A 15,439-nucleotide genomic window follows, 5' to 3' on the forward strand; every position below is an offset into this window, starting at 1 on the left:
CCTCCGACACAATGCCCCGGCACAAAAGGGACACGCGCGTCCTGGATCACCCTGCGCGGCGCGTAGCATCAAGGCAGGCACAGCCCGTGGCCGAGGGCGCTTTCGACGGCGCGTTCGACGGCTCCGACGGCATGTGGACGGCGCTTGGACGGCAAGGAGTGCGGTGAGCGAGCAGAGCCCGCGACAGGAATCCTCCGGAATTCTGATGGGAAAGCCGTTCGGCATCCCGGTCTACGTGTCGTGGACGTGGTTCATCGTCGCGGCCTTCATCACCTGGCTCTTCGGTGACACCTTCCGCTACATGATCCCCGGCGTGAGCGCCGCCGGGGCCTACGGCGTCGCGTTCGCCTTCGCGGTGCTGCTGTACGTGTCGGTGCTGCTGCACGAGCTGGCCCACAGCGTCCTGGCCAAGTGGTACGGCCTGCCCGTCCGCCGCATCACCCTCTACCTGCTCGGCGGCGTCTCCGAGATCGAGAAGGAGCCGCCGACCCCCGGCAAGGAGTTCATGGTCGCCGCCGCCGGGCCCGCGCTCTCCCTCGGTCTGGCCGGCGTCGGCTGGCTGGCCGACGTCTTCCTGGTCGAAGGCGACGGGATCCCGCAGGTGCTCATCTGGCAGCTGTGGGTGGCCAACCTCATCGTCGGCGTCTTCAACCTGCTGCCCGGCCTGCCGCTCGACGGCGGCCGCATGCTCCGCGCGGGGATCTGGAAGATCGCCCGCGATCCCGGCACCGGCACCGTCGCCGCGGCCTGGGGCGGCCGGATCCTCGCCGCGCTGCTCGTCGCCGCACCCTTCGCGCTGGCGACGGCCACCGGGCAGGAGATCGACTTCCGCGACCTCATCTGGCCGCTCGTGCTGGCCTCCTTCATCTGGATGGGCGCCTCCCAGTCGCTGCGCGCGGCCCGCATCCGCGCCCGCATCCCCCAGGTCAACGCCCGCACCCTGGCCCGCAGGGCGATCCCCGTCACGGCCGAGACGCCGCTCGCCGAGGCGCTGCGCCGGGCCTCGGAGGAGCACGCCGGCGCGCTCGTCGTGGTCGACCACGACGGCCGCCCGCTCGCCATCGTCAACGAGTCGGCCGTGCAGGCGACGCCCGAGCACCGGCGCCCCTGGGTGAACGTCGGCTCCATGGCCAAGTCCCTGGAGCCGTCCCTGGTCCTCGCCGCCGACCTGGTGGGTGAGCCGCTCATCGAAGCCATGCGCGAAACCCCCGCGGGCGAGTACCTCCTCGTCGAGCGGGGCGGCGAGATCTACGGCGTGCTGTCCACCGCCGACGTCAACCGGGTCTTCACCGGCGTCTGATTTGTCCCACTCGAATAAGCGGCCGGCCACGACTAGTGTCTTTCCCGGTGATCTAGCCGGCCCTGCGATTCGAAGGCACGACGTCTGGCCCGATAGTGTGCTGTTTGGCCAAACTTGCACAGTTGACGGGTTCACCGCGTCCCACGGTTCACCGAATCGAGACGCGACGCGGCCCTGTTGCCTGGGTATGCGTATGGCTGGTGGCCAGCACGGTGATGCGCGCACCACGGCATCGCCTGCTTCCGGGAAGGACAGTTGAGTGACCGAGCGCAGCACGGTCATGTGGGAGGACTCATGACGGACCAGGGCTTCGGGACGGTGCGGCCGCTTCCCGGCAACGGGCTCGTCGCGTACGAGAGCGGCCTGCTCCTGGTGTGCGACGTCGACGAGGACTCCGGCACCCGCCTGATCGACGCGCTGCGCCAGACGGCCGCATCCGGGGGCGACGGCAGGGCGCTCGCGCGGCGCGCAGCCCAGGTGCTCGCCGCCACCATGACCAGCGACCCCGGCACCTGCGCGGTCGCCGGCCGCGTCGGCGACGGCGTGGCCGTCCTGGTCAGCGGCGCCGCCTCCGCCCACGTCACCGGCCCGGCCGGCGAGACGCGCCTGTCCGGCAGCGACTCGCTCACCTGGGCCGACCGGCTCATCGGCGGCCCCGTCGAACGCGTCGAGCTGGTCCTGCCCGGCGCCGGCCGCCCCCACCCCGCCGTCCGCTTCGAGAGCGGCGTCGTCCACGGCGGCGGCATCGTCGGCGAGCTCACCGCCCAGAGCCCGGCTCCCTCCAGGCCGCTCACCAGCGAGATGCCCAACACGGCGCTCCACTTCGAGCCCGACCTGATGCCGCGACAGGAGCCGCCCGCGCCCGCCCAGGCGCCGCCCTACCCCATGTCGGGCACCGACCAGCCGCCGCCGCTCCCTCCCCAGCCGCCCTCCGGCCCGCAGCCGCAGCCCCACTCCCAGCCGCAGATGGGCCCGCCGGTCATCGACCAGCCGCCCGCCAGGCCCGAGCCGGCGCCGTTCCCCTCCTACGACGAGCCCGCGCCCGCCGCGCCGTCCTCCGGCAACGGCACCATGCCGGAGTACGAACAGCAGCCCGCCCCCATGGGCCCGCCCCCGCAGGACCACTACGACCCGGGCCCGCCCCTCATGGGCCCGCCCCAGGACCTGCAGCCGCCGATGGGCCCGCCCCACGACCTGCACCCGCCCATGGGCCCGCCGTCGCAGGAGCAGCAGGCCGCGCCCGTCCAGGAGCAGGACCACGGCGACCGGCCGCTCGTCTACGGCGTCGACTGCAAGAACGACCACTTCAACGACCCGCGCGCGCCCTACTGCGCGGTGTGCGGCATCGCGCTCGTGCAGCGCGCGCTCGTCCCCTACAAGGGCCCGCGCCCCGCGCTGGGCGTCCTCGTCCTCGACGACGGCACCGCCCTGCCGCTGGAGACCGACTACCTGCTGGGCCGCGATCCCGAGCGGGCGCCCGAGGTCGCCGGCGGCAGCGCCCGCCCGGCCAAGGTGACCAGCCCCGACGGATCGGTCTCCCGCCGCCACCTGCGCGTGGCGCTCGACGGCTGGGACGTCAACCTGGTCGACCTCGGCTCGGTCAACGGCACCCAGATCCAGCCGCCCGGCGACCCCAACTTCTACGACATCCCGCCGAACGAGCCCGTCACCATCGCCCCCGGCACCACCGTCCGCGTCGGCGTCTCCCGCACCCTCCGCTTCGAACCCCACCGCGGCTGACACCCCACCCCCGCGCCTTCCCCGAAGGCGCGGGCATCCATCGACGCCCAGCCCCTCTCAGGCTGGACCACGTCGACGTCCTCCCCGTACACAACCCCTTCACCGTACGGACCTAGTCACCGTACGGACGCAGACCGCGGATAGCCTCAGCCTCCCGCCCGACCCTCGCCGTCCCCATCGGCCCTGGGGTCCCACCGGACTTGGCGCCCCGTACGACGGTGTGTACGGCCCTCACGCCCCGTACACACCGTTGGCTGACGAGCCGCAGATCGCCGGGATCGGGCCGACCGCTCCCGCCGCGACTTGCCCTTCAAGCCCCAACCAGCCCTATCGCCCTGCGGTCTCAGCCTCTCGAACGAACCTCTCCGTCCTAGTCCGCCCTTGTGTCCCACTCTGCGGCCCGTACACGCCGTGCTGACGGGCAGCTGGTCGCCGGGATCGGGCCGACAGCCTTCGCCCCGACTGCCCCTTGAGTCCCAAGCGGCCCTATCGCCTTAGTGGGCTCACCACCCCGAACCGGCCCCTGCCCCAAAGGGCTTTGCCGCCGTAGTCGTCCTGCCGCAAGGAGTCCTGGCGCGCAATCGACCCTCCGATCCACCAGGCGCCGCACTTGTCCTGCCCTAAGGGCCCTTGCCGCCGCACTCGTCCTGCCCCAAGGGGCCTCTCTCGCCGCAATCGGCCCTCCGACCCCAAACGGCCCTCATGCCGCAGCCGGCCCTGGGTCCGAAATCCAGCCCTTTCCGCTTCCTCTCGTACGGTGCGACTGCGCTCCGTGCCGTGCATATGCGTGCCGTGCCATGCCGTGCCGCAGGCTCCGTGCTGAGCCTTTTCTCTATCCACCTGTCATCGCACGGGGGAGGCGGATGTTCCCGCCGACGCTGGGGACTTCCGGGGTGCCGGTCTTCCCGCGTATCCAACTGCCTGTCTGCGAAGGGCGCGGGTCCGTACGGGGAGCCGTTCCCCCACGTTGGCAGGACGGGCGGGGGCGCTCGGGCGGCTGCGACTGGAGGGCCGGTGTTCCGTCCGAAGCTGGATGCGTACGGGGGATTCCGCTGGGTGACGCCAGACCCCGTACGGTCAGCGGGGGTCAGGGTGGGGGGAGAGGCGGCGGGGGGCCGGGAGGCAGGGTTTGGGGGAGAGAGGGAGGGACTGGACGCCACGGAGCAGGCGCGCCGCGGCCTCCAGCCCGTTGGACGCCTCCAGCGCCCGCCCGGCCGCGATCGCGAAGCGGCCGAGGAGGTGCTCGTCGCGGTCGTCGAAGGCCCGCCCCGCCGCCCACAGGAACGCGTGGTCGCAGGTGACCGTGGCCAGCGGCGTCGCCAGGAACCCCGGTGTCCCCACCGACCTGTCGCAGGCCAGCAGCACCGGCCCGCGCGACACCGCCAGCTCCTTCAGCACCCCGCACTCCGCGAGCCAGAGCCGGACCCGCAGCGGGTCTCCCGGCGGCACGTGGGTGACCACGGCACACGCCTCCTCCCGGAGCGGGTCCACCCGCACGAAACCGGCATAACCCACCCGGACGACGGCGGCGGCGGCCCGGGCCAGGCTGTCCATCAGCCGGGACGACTCCAGGCAGGTGAAGGAGGAGACCAGCTCACGCATGGCGACTTCGGCACGGTCGAGCGGCATCGCGGCACTCCCTCGACAGGGTCGCGCAGCCCGATCACGCGACACTCAGGGGCGGTGACCCGGAGTATCACCCCGCACGGGCCCCTTGGCCATACCTCAAGAGGAAATCTGTCTTCCCGGGCGCAGCCGCAGCCACGAGACCTCGTCCGTACGGCTCCCGTCAGGCTGCGGGAAGAACTCCGGCCGCACCCCCTCACGCACGAACCCGGCACGTTCGAGCACCGCCTGCGACTCCAGGTTGGCCGCGTCGGTCCCGGCCACGAGCCGGTGCAGCGACGTGTGCGCGAACGCCCAGTCGGACAGCAGCCGCACCGCCCGCGTCATCAGCCCCCTGCCCCGGAACTCCGGCAGCAGCGAGTAGCCGATCATGCTCTCCCCGAACGCCGGCATGCTGTGCAGGAGCTGGATGTGACCGGCGAACGCCCCGCTGACGGCGTCCCTGACCGCCAGCTCGATCCGCTGCCCCGACAGCCACAGGTAGCCCGTGGCCCGGCAGCGCCGCTCGTCCTCCTCCAGCGAGCTGCCCGGCCCCATGTTGTATTTGGACACGCTCGGGTCGCCCAGCATCCGGTGGAAGTCGGCGGCGTCCTCCACCACCATCCGCGTCAGCCGCACCACCCCGTCGCCCAGCTCGCCGCCCTCGAAGAACGGCAGCGCCTGCTCAACCGGCTCGCCGCGGTCGCGGGCGATCCGGGCGAACGACACCAGGTCCACCCGCCGGCCGTCGCGCAGCGCCTTCGCGTCGCGCCGCCGTCCCTCCTCGGTGAACCCGGCGCGGTAGGCGGCCCGCAGGGACGGGAGGTTCTCCACCTCGGTCTCCAGCTCGACCCGCTCCACCCCGTGGTCGAGCAGCCACTCCGTCAGCCCGCGCGCCACCGCCCCGGCCACGCCCCGCCCGCGCGCCCACGGCGCCACCACGAGCTCCACCGTCGCCGACCCGTACGGGGTGAGCGGCGTCACCCCCGCCGAGCCGACGTAACGCCCCTCCTCGGTGATCGAGAACTCCGCTCCGCCCGACTCCCACACGGTCTTGGCCCGGCGCACGTGCTCGTGCGCGTCCTCCATCGTGTACGGGGACGAGATCAGCGGCAGATAGCGGGCCGTCAGCGAATCGTCGCAGGTGGCACGTATCGCCGCCGCGTCCTCGTCCACCGGGGCGCGCAGCACCAGGGGGCCGACGGCGATCACTTCACGCGGGAGCATCCCTCATAGATATCGCGCGTCAGGAGCCCGCCGAAAGCCCTATAACCTTGCCGCCATGGGTTTCCGCAGGCATGGGCCGTTCCGGCCCGGGGATCAGGTGCAGCTCACCGACCCCAAGAACAAGCGCCACACCATCACGCTCAAGGAGGACGGCGTCTTCCACACCCACAAGGGCGCCATCCCGCACAGTGAGCTGATCGGGCAGCCCGAGGGCTCCGTGGTGCGCTCCTCCGGCGGCACCCAGTATCTCGCCTTCCGCCACCTGCTGCAGGACTACACGCTCGCCATGCCGCGCGGCGCCGCCGTCATCTACCCCAAGGACGCCTCCATGATCGTCGGCATGGCCGACGTCTTCCCGGGCGCGCGGGTGGTCGAGGCGGGCGTCGGCTCCGGCGCCCTGACCTGCTTCCTGCTCCGCGCGGTCGGCCCGGAAGGGCACGTGACCTCGTACGAGCGCCGCCAGGAGTTCGCCGACGTGGCCGCCAAGAACGTGGAGAAGTTCTACGGCGGCCCGATGGACGACAACTGGCGGCTCGTCGTCGGCGACCTCGTCTCGTCCATCGACGAGTCCGACGTCGACCGGGTGATCCTGGACATGCTCGCCCCCTGGGAGTGCGTCGACGCCGCCGCCAAGGCGCTCACCCCCGGAGGCGTCATCTGCTGTTACGTGGCCACCACCACCCAGATGTCCAAGACGGTCGAGGCCATTCGCGATCACGGGAGTTTCACCGAGCCCCACGCGTGGGAGACCCTGGTTCGCGACTGGCATGTCGAAGGACTCGCCGTGCGGCCCGATCACCGGATGATCGGCCACACCGGGTTCCTCGTCTCCGCCAGGCGCATGGCCGACGGCGTGACCCCGCCGCCGCGCCGCCGGAGACCGAAGGGAACCACCGAAGAACTATGACAATTTGGCCACGAGGCTGCGCCGATGCGTGACACGGGAACAGATCACCGTGTTCATATGCTGGGAGTATTAAACACCCCATTGGGGATTATTCACCGAATACAGATAGTCACTGTACGAACACTGCCCGGCCAGGTTACGGAGGGGCCCGAGATAGGTAAGGTCCTTAGTAGTCGCCCTCGACTGGGAAGGAGGTGACGGGGCGTGGCAGCTCGCGATGATGCTGAGGCTCGAGCCGCGCAGCGCGAACGGGAGGTCGCTGATCTTTCAACACAGGTCTCCTTCCTCCAAGAGGAGATCACCGCGCTGAGGCGGAAGCTGGCCGAGTCACCCCGTCAGGCCAGGGTCCTCGAAGAGCGTCTCCATGAGGCACAGGCGAACCTCGCGGCCGTTACCGGCCAGAACGAACGCCTGGTGGCAACCCTCAAGGAGGCCCGGGACCAGATCGTCGCCCTCAAGGAGGAGGTCGACCGGCTGGCGCAGCCGCCATCCGGCTTCGGCACCTTCCTGGAGGCCAGAGACGACGGGACGATCGAGGTGTTCACCGGCGGCCGCAAGCTGCGGGTGAACGTCAGCCCGTCCGTCGACGTCGACTCGCTCAAGCGTGGCCAGGAGGTCATGCTCAACGAGGCGCTCAACGTGGTCGAGGCGCTCGGCTACGAAGAGGTCGGCGAGATCGTGATGCTCAAGGAGCTCCTCGACGAGGGCAAGCGCGCCCTGGTCATCTCACACGCCGACGAGGAGCGCGTCGTCCGCCTGGCCGACTCGCTGCTCGGCCAGCCCATCAGGGCCGGCGACTCGCTCCTGCTCGAAGCCCGCTCCGGCTACGTGTACGAGCGCATCCCGAAGTCCGAAGTCGAAGAGCTCGTCCTGGAAGAAGTGCCCGACATCTCCTACCACGAGATCGGCGGCCTCTCCCGGCAGATCGAGCAGATCAGGGACGCCATCGAGCTGCCCTACCTGCACTCCGACCTGTTCCGCGAGCACCAGCTCCGTCCGCCCAAAGGCGTGCTGCTCTACGGCCCGCCCGGTTGCGGCAAGACGCTCATCGCCAAGGCCGTCGCCAACTCCCTGGCCAAGCAGGTGGCCGAGCGCACCGGCCAGGAAGGCAAGAGCTTCTTCCTCAACATCAAGGGTCCGGAGCTGCTCAACAAGTACGTCGGCGAGACCGAGCGGCACATCCGCCTGGTCTTCCAGCGCGCCCGTGAGAAGGCCTCCGAGGGCACCCCGGTGATCGTGTTCTTCGACGAGATGGACTCGATCTTCCGCACCCGCGGGTCCGGCGTGTCGTCCGACGTCGAGAACACCATCGTGCCCCAGCTGCTGTCGGAGATCGACGGAGTCGAGGGCCTGGAGAACGTCATCGTCATCGGCGCCTCCAACCGCGAGGACATGATCGACCCGGCGATCCTGCGGCCCGGCCGCCTGGACGTCAAGATCAAGATCGAGCGGCCGGACGCCGAGGCGGCCAAGGACATCTTCTCCAAGTACCTGGTCACCGACCTCCCGCTCCACCCCGACGACCTGACCGAGCACGGCGGCTCCCGAGAAGCCACCATCCAGGGCATGATCCAGAGCGTCGTCGAGCGCATGTACACCGAGAGCGAAGAGAACCGCTTCCTCGAGGTCACCTACGCCAACGGCGACAAGGAAGTGCTCTACTTCAAGGACTTCAACTCCGGCGCGATGATCCAGAACATCGTCGACCGGGGCAAGAAGATGGCCATCAAGCAGTTCCTGGAGACCAAGCAGAAGGGCCTGCGGGTGCAACACCTCCTCACGGCCTGCGTGGACGAGTTCTCCGAGAACGAAGACCTGCCCAACACCACCAACCCCGACGACTGGGCCCGCATCTCCGGCAAGAAGGGCGAGCGGATCGTCTACATCCGCACGCTCGTCTCCGGCAAGCAGGGCGCCGAGGCCGGCCGTTCGATCGACACGGTCGCCAACACCGGTCAGTACCTCTAGATCACGACCAGGAGCCGCCGCCGCGTCGAAACGCCGGTCGGCGGCTCCTGTCGTGGGCTAGCCCCTTTCCGGACCGGCGGGCCAGGGGAGCGTACGGGACGCCGCGGTGATGAGGGCGCCCGCCTGGCGGACGGCCCGCACGAGGCCGTGGTCGGAGCCCGGCGGGCCGGATGCCAGGACCGCGTAGGCGACAGGGCCCAGGATGCCCACGTCGGCGCGGACGCCGTCGTCGGTGCCCGTCTTGTTGGCCAGCCGGCCGCCCTCCGGGTCATGCCCCATGAAGGCGGGCACCAGGCCGTGGTCGGTGTTGGCCAGCATCCACCCGCGCATCAGCACCTGCCACCCCTCCGGGCCGGACAGCAGCGCCGCCAGGCCCGCCAGCTCACCGGCGGTGCCCAGGGCGAAGGCCGGCGGATGCTCGGGGCCGCGAGGCTCCCGGATCCGGTCCAGCAGGCGGGTGCGGGTCAGCCCGAGCGCCGCGGCGGTGGCGTTCACCCGGTCCAGGCCGATGCGGCGCAGCAGCGCGTTCGTCGCTGTGTTGTCGCTCACCGACGCCGTGAGCAGGGCCAGGTCGCCGACCGTCCACGTCCGCGCGGACAGGCCGGGCAGCAGCCCCGACCCGCCGCAGTAGTCGTCGTCATGCAGGGACACCGGCTCGTCCGGGTCCAGGACGCCACCGTCGATGCCCATCGCCACCTCGGCCAGCAGCAGCACCTTGCCCACACTGGCCAGCGGCAGCTCCACGTCCTCACACCAGGCCAACGCCGAGAGCCCCGCGTCCACCCGGCTCCCCGGCCCCATACCGGAGACCTCGGCGTGCACCCTGCCTGAAACGGAGAGTTCGGCCTGAGCCGACGACGCGAGAGAGGGGCCGGTGCGGGCCGCACCTACGGCGGTGGATCCGGTGTGTGCAGAGCCTGCGGGGGAGAGGCCGGGGTGTGCTGAGCCCGTGACGAAGGTGTCGGCGTGGGCTGCGGCCGCGGCGGAGAGGTCGGTGTGTGCTGGGGTTGTGAAGGTGGGGGCGGTTCGTCCTGGGCTGGGGGGCGATCCGGAGGGCGGGAGCGTGGTGATGGCGCGGACGGAGACGGCGAGCGTGCCGGGGCAGGCGGCCGCTATGCGCTCCAGGGCCGCGGCGAGCGCGGTGGTGTCGCCGCGCGCCGCGGCCGCCACGGTGAGATCGGCGCCGTCCGCTGCCTCCACGGCGGAGGCGGCCGTCCGGAGAACCTCGGCGGCCTCCTCCCACGATGGGACGGGCGTGCGGACGGGGTGGTCGCGGGGAGTCATGGTGCTGATCCTTCCGGGGCGGGCGGGGTGACCACATTGTCCCGGACGGCCACCTCGCCGGCCGTCACCACCAGGCGCGGGCCCGCAGCAGGTGGCGCCGTCCGCAACCCCGGTGACGGCCAGGCGAAACCACCTGGTCCACCGCGATGGCGGCGACAGCGGATCTCCGGAACTGCGCGCCGGAGGCATGGAGTCCGTACGGGCGATCAGTGACGGGGTGCCCGGCTGGGAGAACACGGCGGGCCACGGCGGCCGAGCCGCGTGCACGCCGCCGGACCCCGGCACGAAGGCCGCACGATCACGTCTCAGCGGACCTGGCGGGCTCAGAGCGCAGGGTGACCAGGTACGCGCCCGACCCCGGCGATCGCGACCGCTTACCGCGACTTGGGCACAGAAAACATCTGTGTGACGGATGTGAAAGGAGGGAACCGGAATGATCACTGGGACGTCCAAGTCCCCATGCACCAACAGAACCGGCCGAAGCATGCTCGTGGGGACGGCCGGTTGGCCGAGCTCGACCTCCTGCGCTTCATCGCCGCCCTGGCCGTGCTGGCCTTCCACTACCTCGTGGCCTACGCGTCCGTCTGGGGCGACCGGCCCGCCGAGCTGTTCCCCGCCCTCGCCCCCATCGCCGGGTTAGGCATCCTCGGCGTCGAGCTGTTCTTCATCATCAGCGGTTTCGTCATCCTCATGACCATCTGGGGGCGCGGCCTCGGCTCGTTCGCCCGCTCCCGCCTCGTCAGGCTCTACCCCGCCTACTGGCTCAGCCTCCTCGCCGTCGCCGGCGTCTACGGCCTCACCAGCACCAAGGCGCTCGACCCCAAGCTCTCCACCGGCGAGTATCTGGTCAACGCCACCATGTTCCAGCGGCTGTTCAAGATCGGCGACGCCTCCGGCGTCTACTGGTCGCTCTGGGCCGAGCTCCGCTTCTACCTGCTCATCACCATCCTGGTCGTGGCCGGCGTCACCTACGGCCGGGTGCTCGTCTTCTGCGGCGTCTGGCTCGTCGCCGCGCTCGGCGCCGAACTCCTCGGCAACCCGGTGCTCAACGAGATCCTCATGCCCCGGTACGCGCCCTACTTCGTGGCGGGCATGGCCCTCTACCTCATCCACAAGCAGGGCAGCGCCTGGCTGCCCTGGATCTACGTCGCGGCCTCGTACGGCATGTCCCTGCACGCGGCGCTGGAACGCGTGCACGGCCGGATCGAGCTCGCGGGTTTCAAGAACATGCCCGTCACCGACGTCAGCGTCGTCATCACCATGACGCTGATCTACCTGGTCATGGCGCTCGTCGCCCTCGGCCTGCTGCGCCTGCGCGCCCGTCCCGCGCTCACCGCGCTCGGCGCGACCACGTACCCGCTCTATCTGTTCCACTCCGTGATCGCCGCCGCGCTCGTGCCGCTCCTCGTCGGCGACCTGCCGCCGTGGGCCACCGCGGTCATCACCACCGTCGTGGCCATCGTCGTGTCGTACGCGGTCTACGCGTTCGCCGAACGTCCCATCCAGCGCATACTCAAGCCCCGCCGGGCATCCGTGAGCACGGCCGCGCCCGTGGTAGAGGTGGAAAAGACGTCGGTGCCATAACTCTGTGACCCTGGGGCACTGTGAAGGGCATAGGCTCGGGCATATAAACGGCGGATAGACAGATCCGGACGAACAGAGGGTGCGCATGACGGTGCGTCGGGTGATGGGCATCGAGACCGAGTACGGCATCTCCGTACCCGGTCAGCCAGGCGCCAACGCGATGGTGACCTCCTCGCAGGTGGTCAACGCGTACCTGGCCGCCTCCGCGGCCAAGGCGCGCAGGGCGCGGTGGGACTTCGAGGAGGAGAACCCGCTGCGCGACGCCAGAGGGTTCGACCTCGCCAGAGAGGTCGCCGACCCCAGCCAGCTGACCGACGAGGACCTCGGCCTCGCCAACGTCATCCTCACCAACGGGGCCAGGCTCTACGTCGACCACGCGCACCCTGAATACTCGACGCCGGAGTGCACCAACCCACGCGCCGCCGTCATCTGGGACAAGGCCGGCGAACGCGTCATGTACGACGCCGCGCAGCGGGCCGGCGCCATCCCCTCCAACGCCCCCATCCAGCTCTACAAGAACAACACCGACGCCAAGGGCGCCAGCTACGGCTGTCACGAGAACTACCTCATGCGGCGGGCGACGCCGTTCGCCGACATCGTCCGCCACCTGACCCCGTTCTTCGTCTCCCGTCAGGTCGTGGTCGGCGCCGGCAAGGTCGGCATCGGCCAGGACTCACGCGGCGAAGGCTTCCAGATCAGCCAGCGGGCCGACTTCTTCGAGGTCGAGGTGGGCCTGGAGACCACGCTCAAGCGGCCGATCATCAACACGCGCGACGAGCCGCACGCCGACCCGGAGAAGTACCGGCGGCTGCACGTCATCATCGGCGACGCCAACATGTCGGAGATTTCCACTTACCTGAAGCTGGGCTCGACCGCGCTCGTCCTCGCCATGATCGAAGACGGCTTCCTCACCCGCGACCTCACCGTCGAGAACCCCGTCCAGGCCCTGCGCGCCGTCTCCCACGACCCGTCCTGCCGCTACGAGATCGCCATGCGCGACGGCCGCAAGCTCACCGCCGTCCAACTGCAGATGGAGTACCTCGAACAGGCGCGCAAGTACGTCGAGGAACGCGAGACCGCGCAGGACGAGATGAACAAGGACATCCTCGACCGCTGGGAGTCCGTGCTCACCCGCCTCGCCGAGGACCCCATGCAGCTGTCCAGGGAGCTCGACTGGGTCGCCAAACTCGAGCTCCTCGAGGGCTACCGCAGCCGCGACGGCCTGGCCTGGTCGCACCCCCGGCTCCAGCTCGTCGACCTGCAATACTCCGACATCCGGCCCGACCGGGGCCTCTACAACCGGCTCGTCGCCCGCGGCCGCATCCAACGGCTGATCACCGAGGACGAGGTCCAGCGGGCCGTCGAGCATCCGCCCAGCGACACCCGCGCCTACTTCCGCGGCCGCTGCCTGCGGCAGTACAGCGAGGCCGTCGCCGCCGCCTCCTGGGACTCCGTCATCTTCGACATCCCGGGCAGGGAGTCCCTCCAGCGCGTTCCCACCCTGGAGCCCCTGCGCGGCACCAAGGCCCACGTCGGAGAGCTCTTCGACCGCTGCCGCACCGCGGCCGACCTCGTCGCCGCCCTCACCGGCGGTGAGTAGCGGGGCGTCGGGCTACACCAGCCCGACGCCCAGCGTCAGCGTCCCCGCCGCGAGCGACGCGCCGCCCAGGAACGTCAGGTAGATCAGCTTGTTCGGCTTGGTGTCGCCGGGCCGCACCACCGACAGGAAGAACCCCAGCGGCATCAGGATCGGCGCCGCCACGATCGCCAGGCGCACCAGCCCCTTCACCGGGTCCGACAGCGCCGCCTGGTCCACGTACAGCATCGCCACCAGGCTGAAGAGCACCAGCACGCCCGCATGCGCGTGCCCGGCCCGCCACAGACCGCGCCGCACCGGGTTGTCGAGATAGCCGGGAACGTTCCGCATCAGGAACCGCAGCAGCGTCACACCGCCGAAGGCGATGGTCGGCACCGTGATGAGCAGCACGCCTGCCGTGCTGAGTGAAGCGGGGGACATCTCAGAACCTCCTGTGTCATCGGGGGTCCCAGTATTGGATAGCAGCGCTATCCAGTCAAGCGGGTAAGGTCAGGGGACGATCGGCGCGAAATGTCGGGCCGTTCGGGGAAGATATGGACTGAGAGGCAGTCCCCCGCACATGGAGGTAGGGCATGGCTACGAAGGACACCGGCGGGCAGAAGCAGACCGGCCGGCGCGAGTCCGAGGTCGAGGAGACCGAGGCCTCCGCGGCGCCGGACGTCCAGGAGCGCCAGGAGAAGCTCACGGACGACGTCGACGCGATTCTGGACGAGATCGACGAGGTCCTCGAAGAGAACGCGGAGGAATTCGTGCGGAGCTACGTCCAGAAGGGCGGAGAGTAGGCCCAGGCGGACATCGACAAGGAGTGCGAACGGGTGGAACCACCGGAAGGATGTAAGCGCTGCTCCGACTGCGGAGAGGCCCCTGGCCTCTCCGCAGTCGGGCTGAACAAGCGCGTGCCCGACGGGCGGGCGCGCCACCCCAAGGTCTGCTTCCGGAAACGGTCCACCCAGAGCTGTCGCGAGCGCAGAGGGTCTGCTGCCCGCCTCGCCCTACCGAAGCGATGCGCGAGATCAAGGATCATGACAGCCGGCACGACCACCTGCTGAAACACCGCTACGGCAACCCGAGCGCACGCTCCGCCGTCGACCACTGCCACCGGACGGGCCGGGTCCGGGGCAGTCGGGGTGCCGGGTCCGGCCCCGGCTCAGGAGACGGCGAGGCCGGCGTTCTACGGGGACGCGGTGCGGGTCCGGGCGGGCATCTGGTAGGCGGCGCCGACGCCGAGGAGGCGTACGGGGCGGTTCAGGTCGAAGCGGGCGAGGGCGTCGAGGGCGGCGCCGGTGACGGTCCCGGGGTCCGTGGTGGGGGAGGGGAGCGTCGTCTGGCGGGTCCGGGTGAGGAACGGGGCGAAACGGACCTTGACGGTGACGCGGATGATGGCGCGGCCCGCTCCGGCGGCGTCGGCGGTGACCTGGCGGGCGAGTCCGGAGACCTGGGCGGCGATCTCGGCGGGGTCGGTGAGGTCCTCCCGATAGGTGGTCTCGCGGCTGTGGCCACGCGGGATCCACGGGGTGGTGACGACCTCGGCCTCGCCCTTGCCGAGGGCGAGATAGCGCAGCCAGGGGCCGTTGGTGGGGCCGAAGCGGCCGGCGAGGCCCTTTGGATCGGCGGCGGCCAGCTCGGCGACGGTGCGCAGGCCGAGCTCGGCGAGTTTCCCGGCGGTCTTGGCGCCGATGCCCCACAGGGCGTTGGTGGGCCGGTGGTTCATCTGCTCGGCCCAGGTGTCGCCGGTGAGCCGGTGCACTCCGGCGGGCTTGGCGAAGCCGGAGGCGAGTTTGGCCTGGTGCTTGTTGTCGCCGATGCCGACGGAGCACGAAAGCTCGGTGCGTTCGCGTACGGCTCGCTGGATGTCGCGGGCGAGGGCTTCCGGGTCGTCGGTGCGGACGCCTAGGAAGGCCTCGTCCCAGCCCCAGACCTCGACGTCGGCGGGGAAGTCGCGCAGGACGGCCATGACGCGGGCGGAGGCGGCCTCGTAGGCGGGCGGGTCGCTGGGCAGGAAGACGGCGTCGGGGCAGCGGCGCAGCGCGGTGCGCAGGGGCGTGCCGGAGTGGACTCCGCGGGCGCGGGCCTCGTAGGTGGCGGTCGCGGCGACCGTGCGGGGCCGGGTGGGGTCGCCGTCGCCGCCCACGACCACGGGCCGGCCGCGCAGCTCGGGGTGGCGCAGCAGCTCGACGGCGGCGATGAACTGGTCGAGGTCGACGTGCAGGACCCAGGTCCTCATGGG

The 15,439-nt window shown here is 70.7% G+C and carries 12 protein-coding genes; 7 read left to right on the forward strand and 5 right to left on the reverse strand.

Annotated features, from left to right (window positions below):
- Window positions 1-205 precede the first annotated feature (205 nt).
- Both ACZ6YG_RS14240 and ACZ6YG_RS14245 read left to right on the forward strand, forming a co-directional pair.
- Complete coding sequence (locus ACZ6YG_RS14240; RefSeq protein WP_187281139.1) at window positions 206-1,300, forward strand: site-2 protease family protein; 1,095 nt, start codon at window positions 206-208, stop codon at window positions 1,298-1,300.
- A gap of 294 nt (window positions 1,301-1,594) precedes the next feature.
- Window positions 1,595-3,040 (forward strand): FHA domain-containing protein, encoded by a 1,446-nt coding sequence (locus ACZ6YG_RS14245; RefSeq protein ID WP_148031414.1) that lies wholly within the window; start codon window positions 1,595-1,597, stop codon window positions 3,038-3,040.
- A 1,077-nt stretch (window positions 3,041-4,117) separates the two neighbouring features.
- On the opposite strand, the gene ACZ6YG_RS14250 is transcribed toward ACZ6YG_RS14245, so the two are convergent.
- Both ACZ6YG_RS14250 and ACZ6YG_RS14255 read right to left on the reverse strand, forming a co-directional pair.
- Entirely contained in the window at window positions 4,118-4,669 is a 552-nt protein-coding gene (locus ACZ6YG_RS14250) for a hypothetical protein (RefSeq protein ID WP_466018213.1), read from the reverse strand.
- Window positions 4,670-4,765: 96 nt separating this feature from the next.
- Window positions 4,766-5,872 carry a GNAT family N-acetyltransferase gene (locus tag ACZ6YG_RS14255; RefSeq protein WP_466018214.1) on the reverse strand — a complete coding sequence of 369 codons (1,107 nt, stop codon included), beginning with the start codon at window positions 5,870-5,872 and terminating at the stop codon, window positions 4,766-4,768.
- Window positions 5,873-5,927: 55 nt separating this feature from the next.
- On the opposite strand from ACZ6YG_RS14255, the gene ACZ6YG_RS14260 reads away from it, so the two are divergent.
- Both ACZ6YG_RS14260 and arc read left to right on the forward strand, forming a co-directional pair.
- Entirely contained in the window at window positions 5,928-6,779 is an 852-nt protein-coding gene (locus tag ACZ6YG_RS14260; RefSeq protein WP_271278806.1) for a tRNA (adenine-N1)-methyltransferase, read from the forward strand.
- Between the two features lie 204 nt (window positions 6,780-6,983).
- The gene (gene arc / locus ACZ6YG_RS14265) at window positions 6,984-8,747 is read left to right on the forward strand and encodes a proteasome ATPase (RefSeq protein ID WP_148031418.1); all 1,764 of its coding nucleotides are present in this window, start codon (window positions 6,984-6,986) and stop codon (window positions 8,745-8,747) included.
- Between the two features lie 57 nt (window positions 8,748-8,804).
- Here arc and ACZ6YG_RS14270 read toward each other — a convergent pair whose 3' ends face one another.
- The gene (locus tag ACZ6YG_RS14270) at window positions 8,805-10,031 is read right to left on the reverse strand and encodes a serine hydrolase (protein ID WP_466018215.1); all 1,227 of its coding nucleotides are present in this window, start codon (window positions 10,029-10,031) and stop codon (window positions 8,805-8,807) included.
- 504 nt (window positions 10,032-10,535) lie between these two features.
- On the opposite strand from ACZ6YG_RS14270, the gene ACZ6YG_RS14275 reads away from it, so the two are divergent.
- Together ACZ6YG_RS14275 and dop are read left to right on the forward strand one after the other, a co-directional pair.
- Complete coding sequence (locus tag ACZ6YG_RS14275) at window positions 10,536-11,615, forward strand: acyltransferase family protein (RefSeq protein ID WP_271278153.1); 1,080 nt, start codon at window positions 10,536-10,538, stop codon at window positions 11,613-11,615.
- An 85-nt stretch (window positions 11,616-11,700) separates the two neighbouring features.
- The gene (gene dop / locus ACZ6YG_RS14280; protein WP_148031420.1) at window positions 11,701-13,215 is read left to right on the forward strand and encodes a depupylase/deamidase Dop; all 1,515 of its coding nucleotides are present in this window, start codon (window positions 11,701-11,703) and stop codon (window positions 13,213-13,215) included.
- 12 nt (window positions 13,216-13,227) lie between these two features.
- Here the strand turns inward: dop and ACZ6YG_RS14285 are convergent, their stop codons facing one another.
- Window positions 13,228-13,632, reverse strand: coding sequence for a hypothetical protein (locus ACZ6YG_RS14285; RefSeq protein ID WP_148031421.1), 405 nt, complete (start codon window positions 13,630-13,632; stop codon window positions 13,228-13,230).
- Between the two features lie 152 nt (window positions 13,633-13,784).
- Here ACZ6YG_RS14285 and ACZ6YG_RS14290 point away from each other — a divergent pair, with 152 nt between their 5' ends.
- Window positions 13,785-13,994 carry a ubiquitin-like protein Pup gene (locus tag ACZ6YG_RS14290; protein ID WP_148031422.1) on the forward strand — a complete coding sequence of 70 codons (210 nt, stop codon included), beginning with the start codon at window positions 13,785-13,787 and terminating at the stop codon, window positions 13,992-13,994.
- 389 nt (window positions 13,995-14,383) lie between these two features.
- Here ACZ6YG_RS14290 and ACZ6YG_RS14295 read toward each other — a convergent pair whose 3' ends face one another.
- Entirely contained in the window at window positions 14,384-15,436 is a 1,053-nt protein-coding gene (locus tag ACZ6YG_RS14295; protein ID WP_466018216.1) for a DNA polymerase IV, read from the reverse strand.
- Window positions 15,437-15,439 lie beyond the last annotated feature (3 nt).

It is taken from the genome of Nonomuraea sp. NPDC054003 (assembly GCF_055585125.1).

Bases quoted from the DNA above. Each gene is read 5' to 3' on its own strand.
- ACZ6YG_RS14295 (WP_466018216.1), bottom strand. From the start codon at position 15,436: ATGAGGACCTGGGTCCTGCACGTCGACCTCGACCAGTTCATCGCCGCC.
- ACZ6YG_RS14260 (WP_271278806.1), top strand. From the start codon at position 5,928: ATGGGTTTCCGCAGGCATGGGCCGTTCCGGCCCGGGGATCAGGTGCAG.
- ACZ6YG_RS14255 (WP_466018214.1), bottom strand. From the start codon at position 5,872: ATGCTCCCGCGTGAAGTGATCGCCGTCGGCCCCCTGGTGCTGCGCGCC.
- ACZ6YG_RS14285 (WP_148031421.1), bottom strand. From the start codon at position 13,632: ATGTCCCCCGCTTCACTCAGCACGGCAGGCGTGCTGCTCATCACGGTG.
- ACZ6YG_RS14290 (WP_148031422.1), top strand. From the start codon at position 13,785: ATGGCTACGAAGGACACCGGCGGGCAGAAGCAGACCGGCCGGCGCGAG.
- dop (WP_148031420.1), top strand. From the start codon at position 11,701: ATGACGGTGCGTCGGGTGATGGGCATCGAGACCGAGTACGGCATCTCC.
- ACZ6YG_RS14245 (WP_148031414.1), top strand. From the start codon at position 1,595: ATGACGGACCAGGGCTTCGGGACGGTGCGGCCGCTTCCCGGCAACGGG.
- ACZ6YG_RS14270 (WP_466018215.1), bottom strand. From the start codon at position 10,031: ATGACTCCCCGCGACCACCCCGTCCGCACGCCCGTCCCATCGTGGGAG.
- ACZ6YG_RS14240 (WP_187281139.1), top strand. From the start codon at position 206: ATGGGAAAGCCGTTCGGCATCCCGGTCTACGTGTCGTGGACGTGGTTC.
- ACZ6YG_RS14250 (WP_466018213.1), bottom strand. From the start codon at position 4,669: ATGCCGCTCGACCGTGCCGAAGTCGCCATGCGTGAGCTGGTCTCCTCC.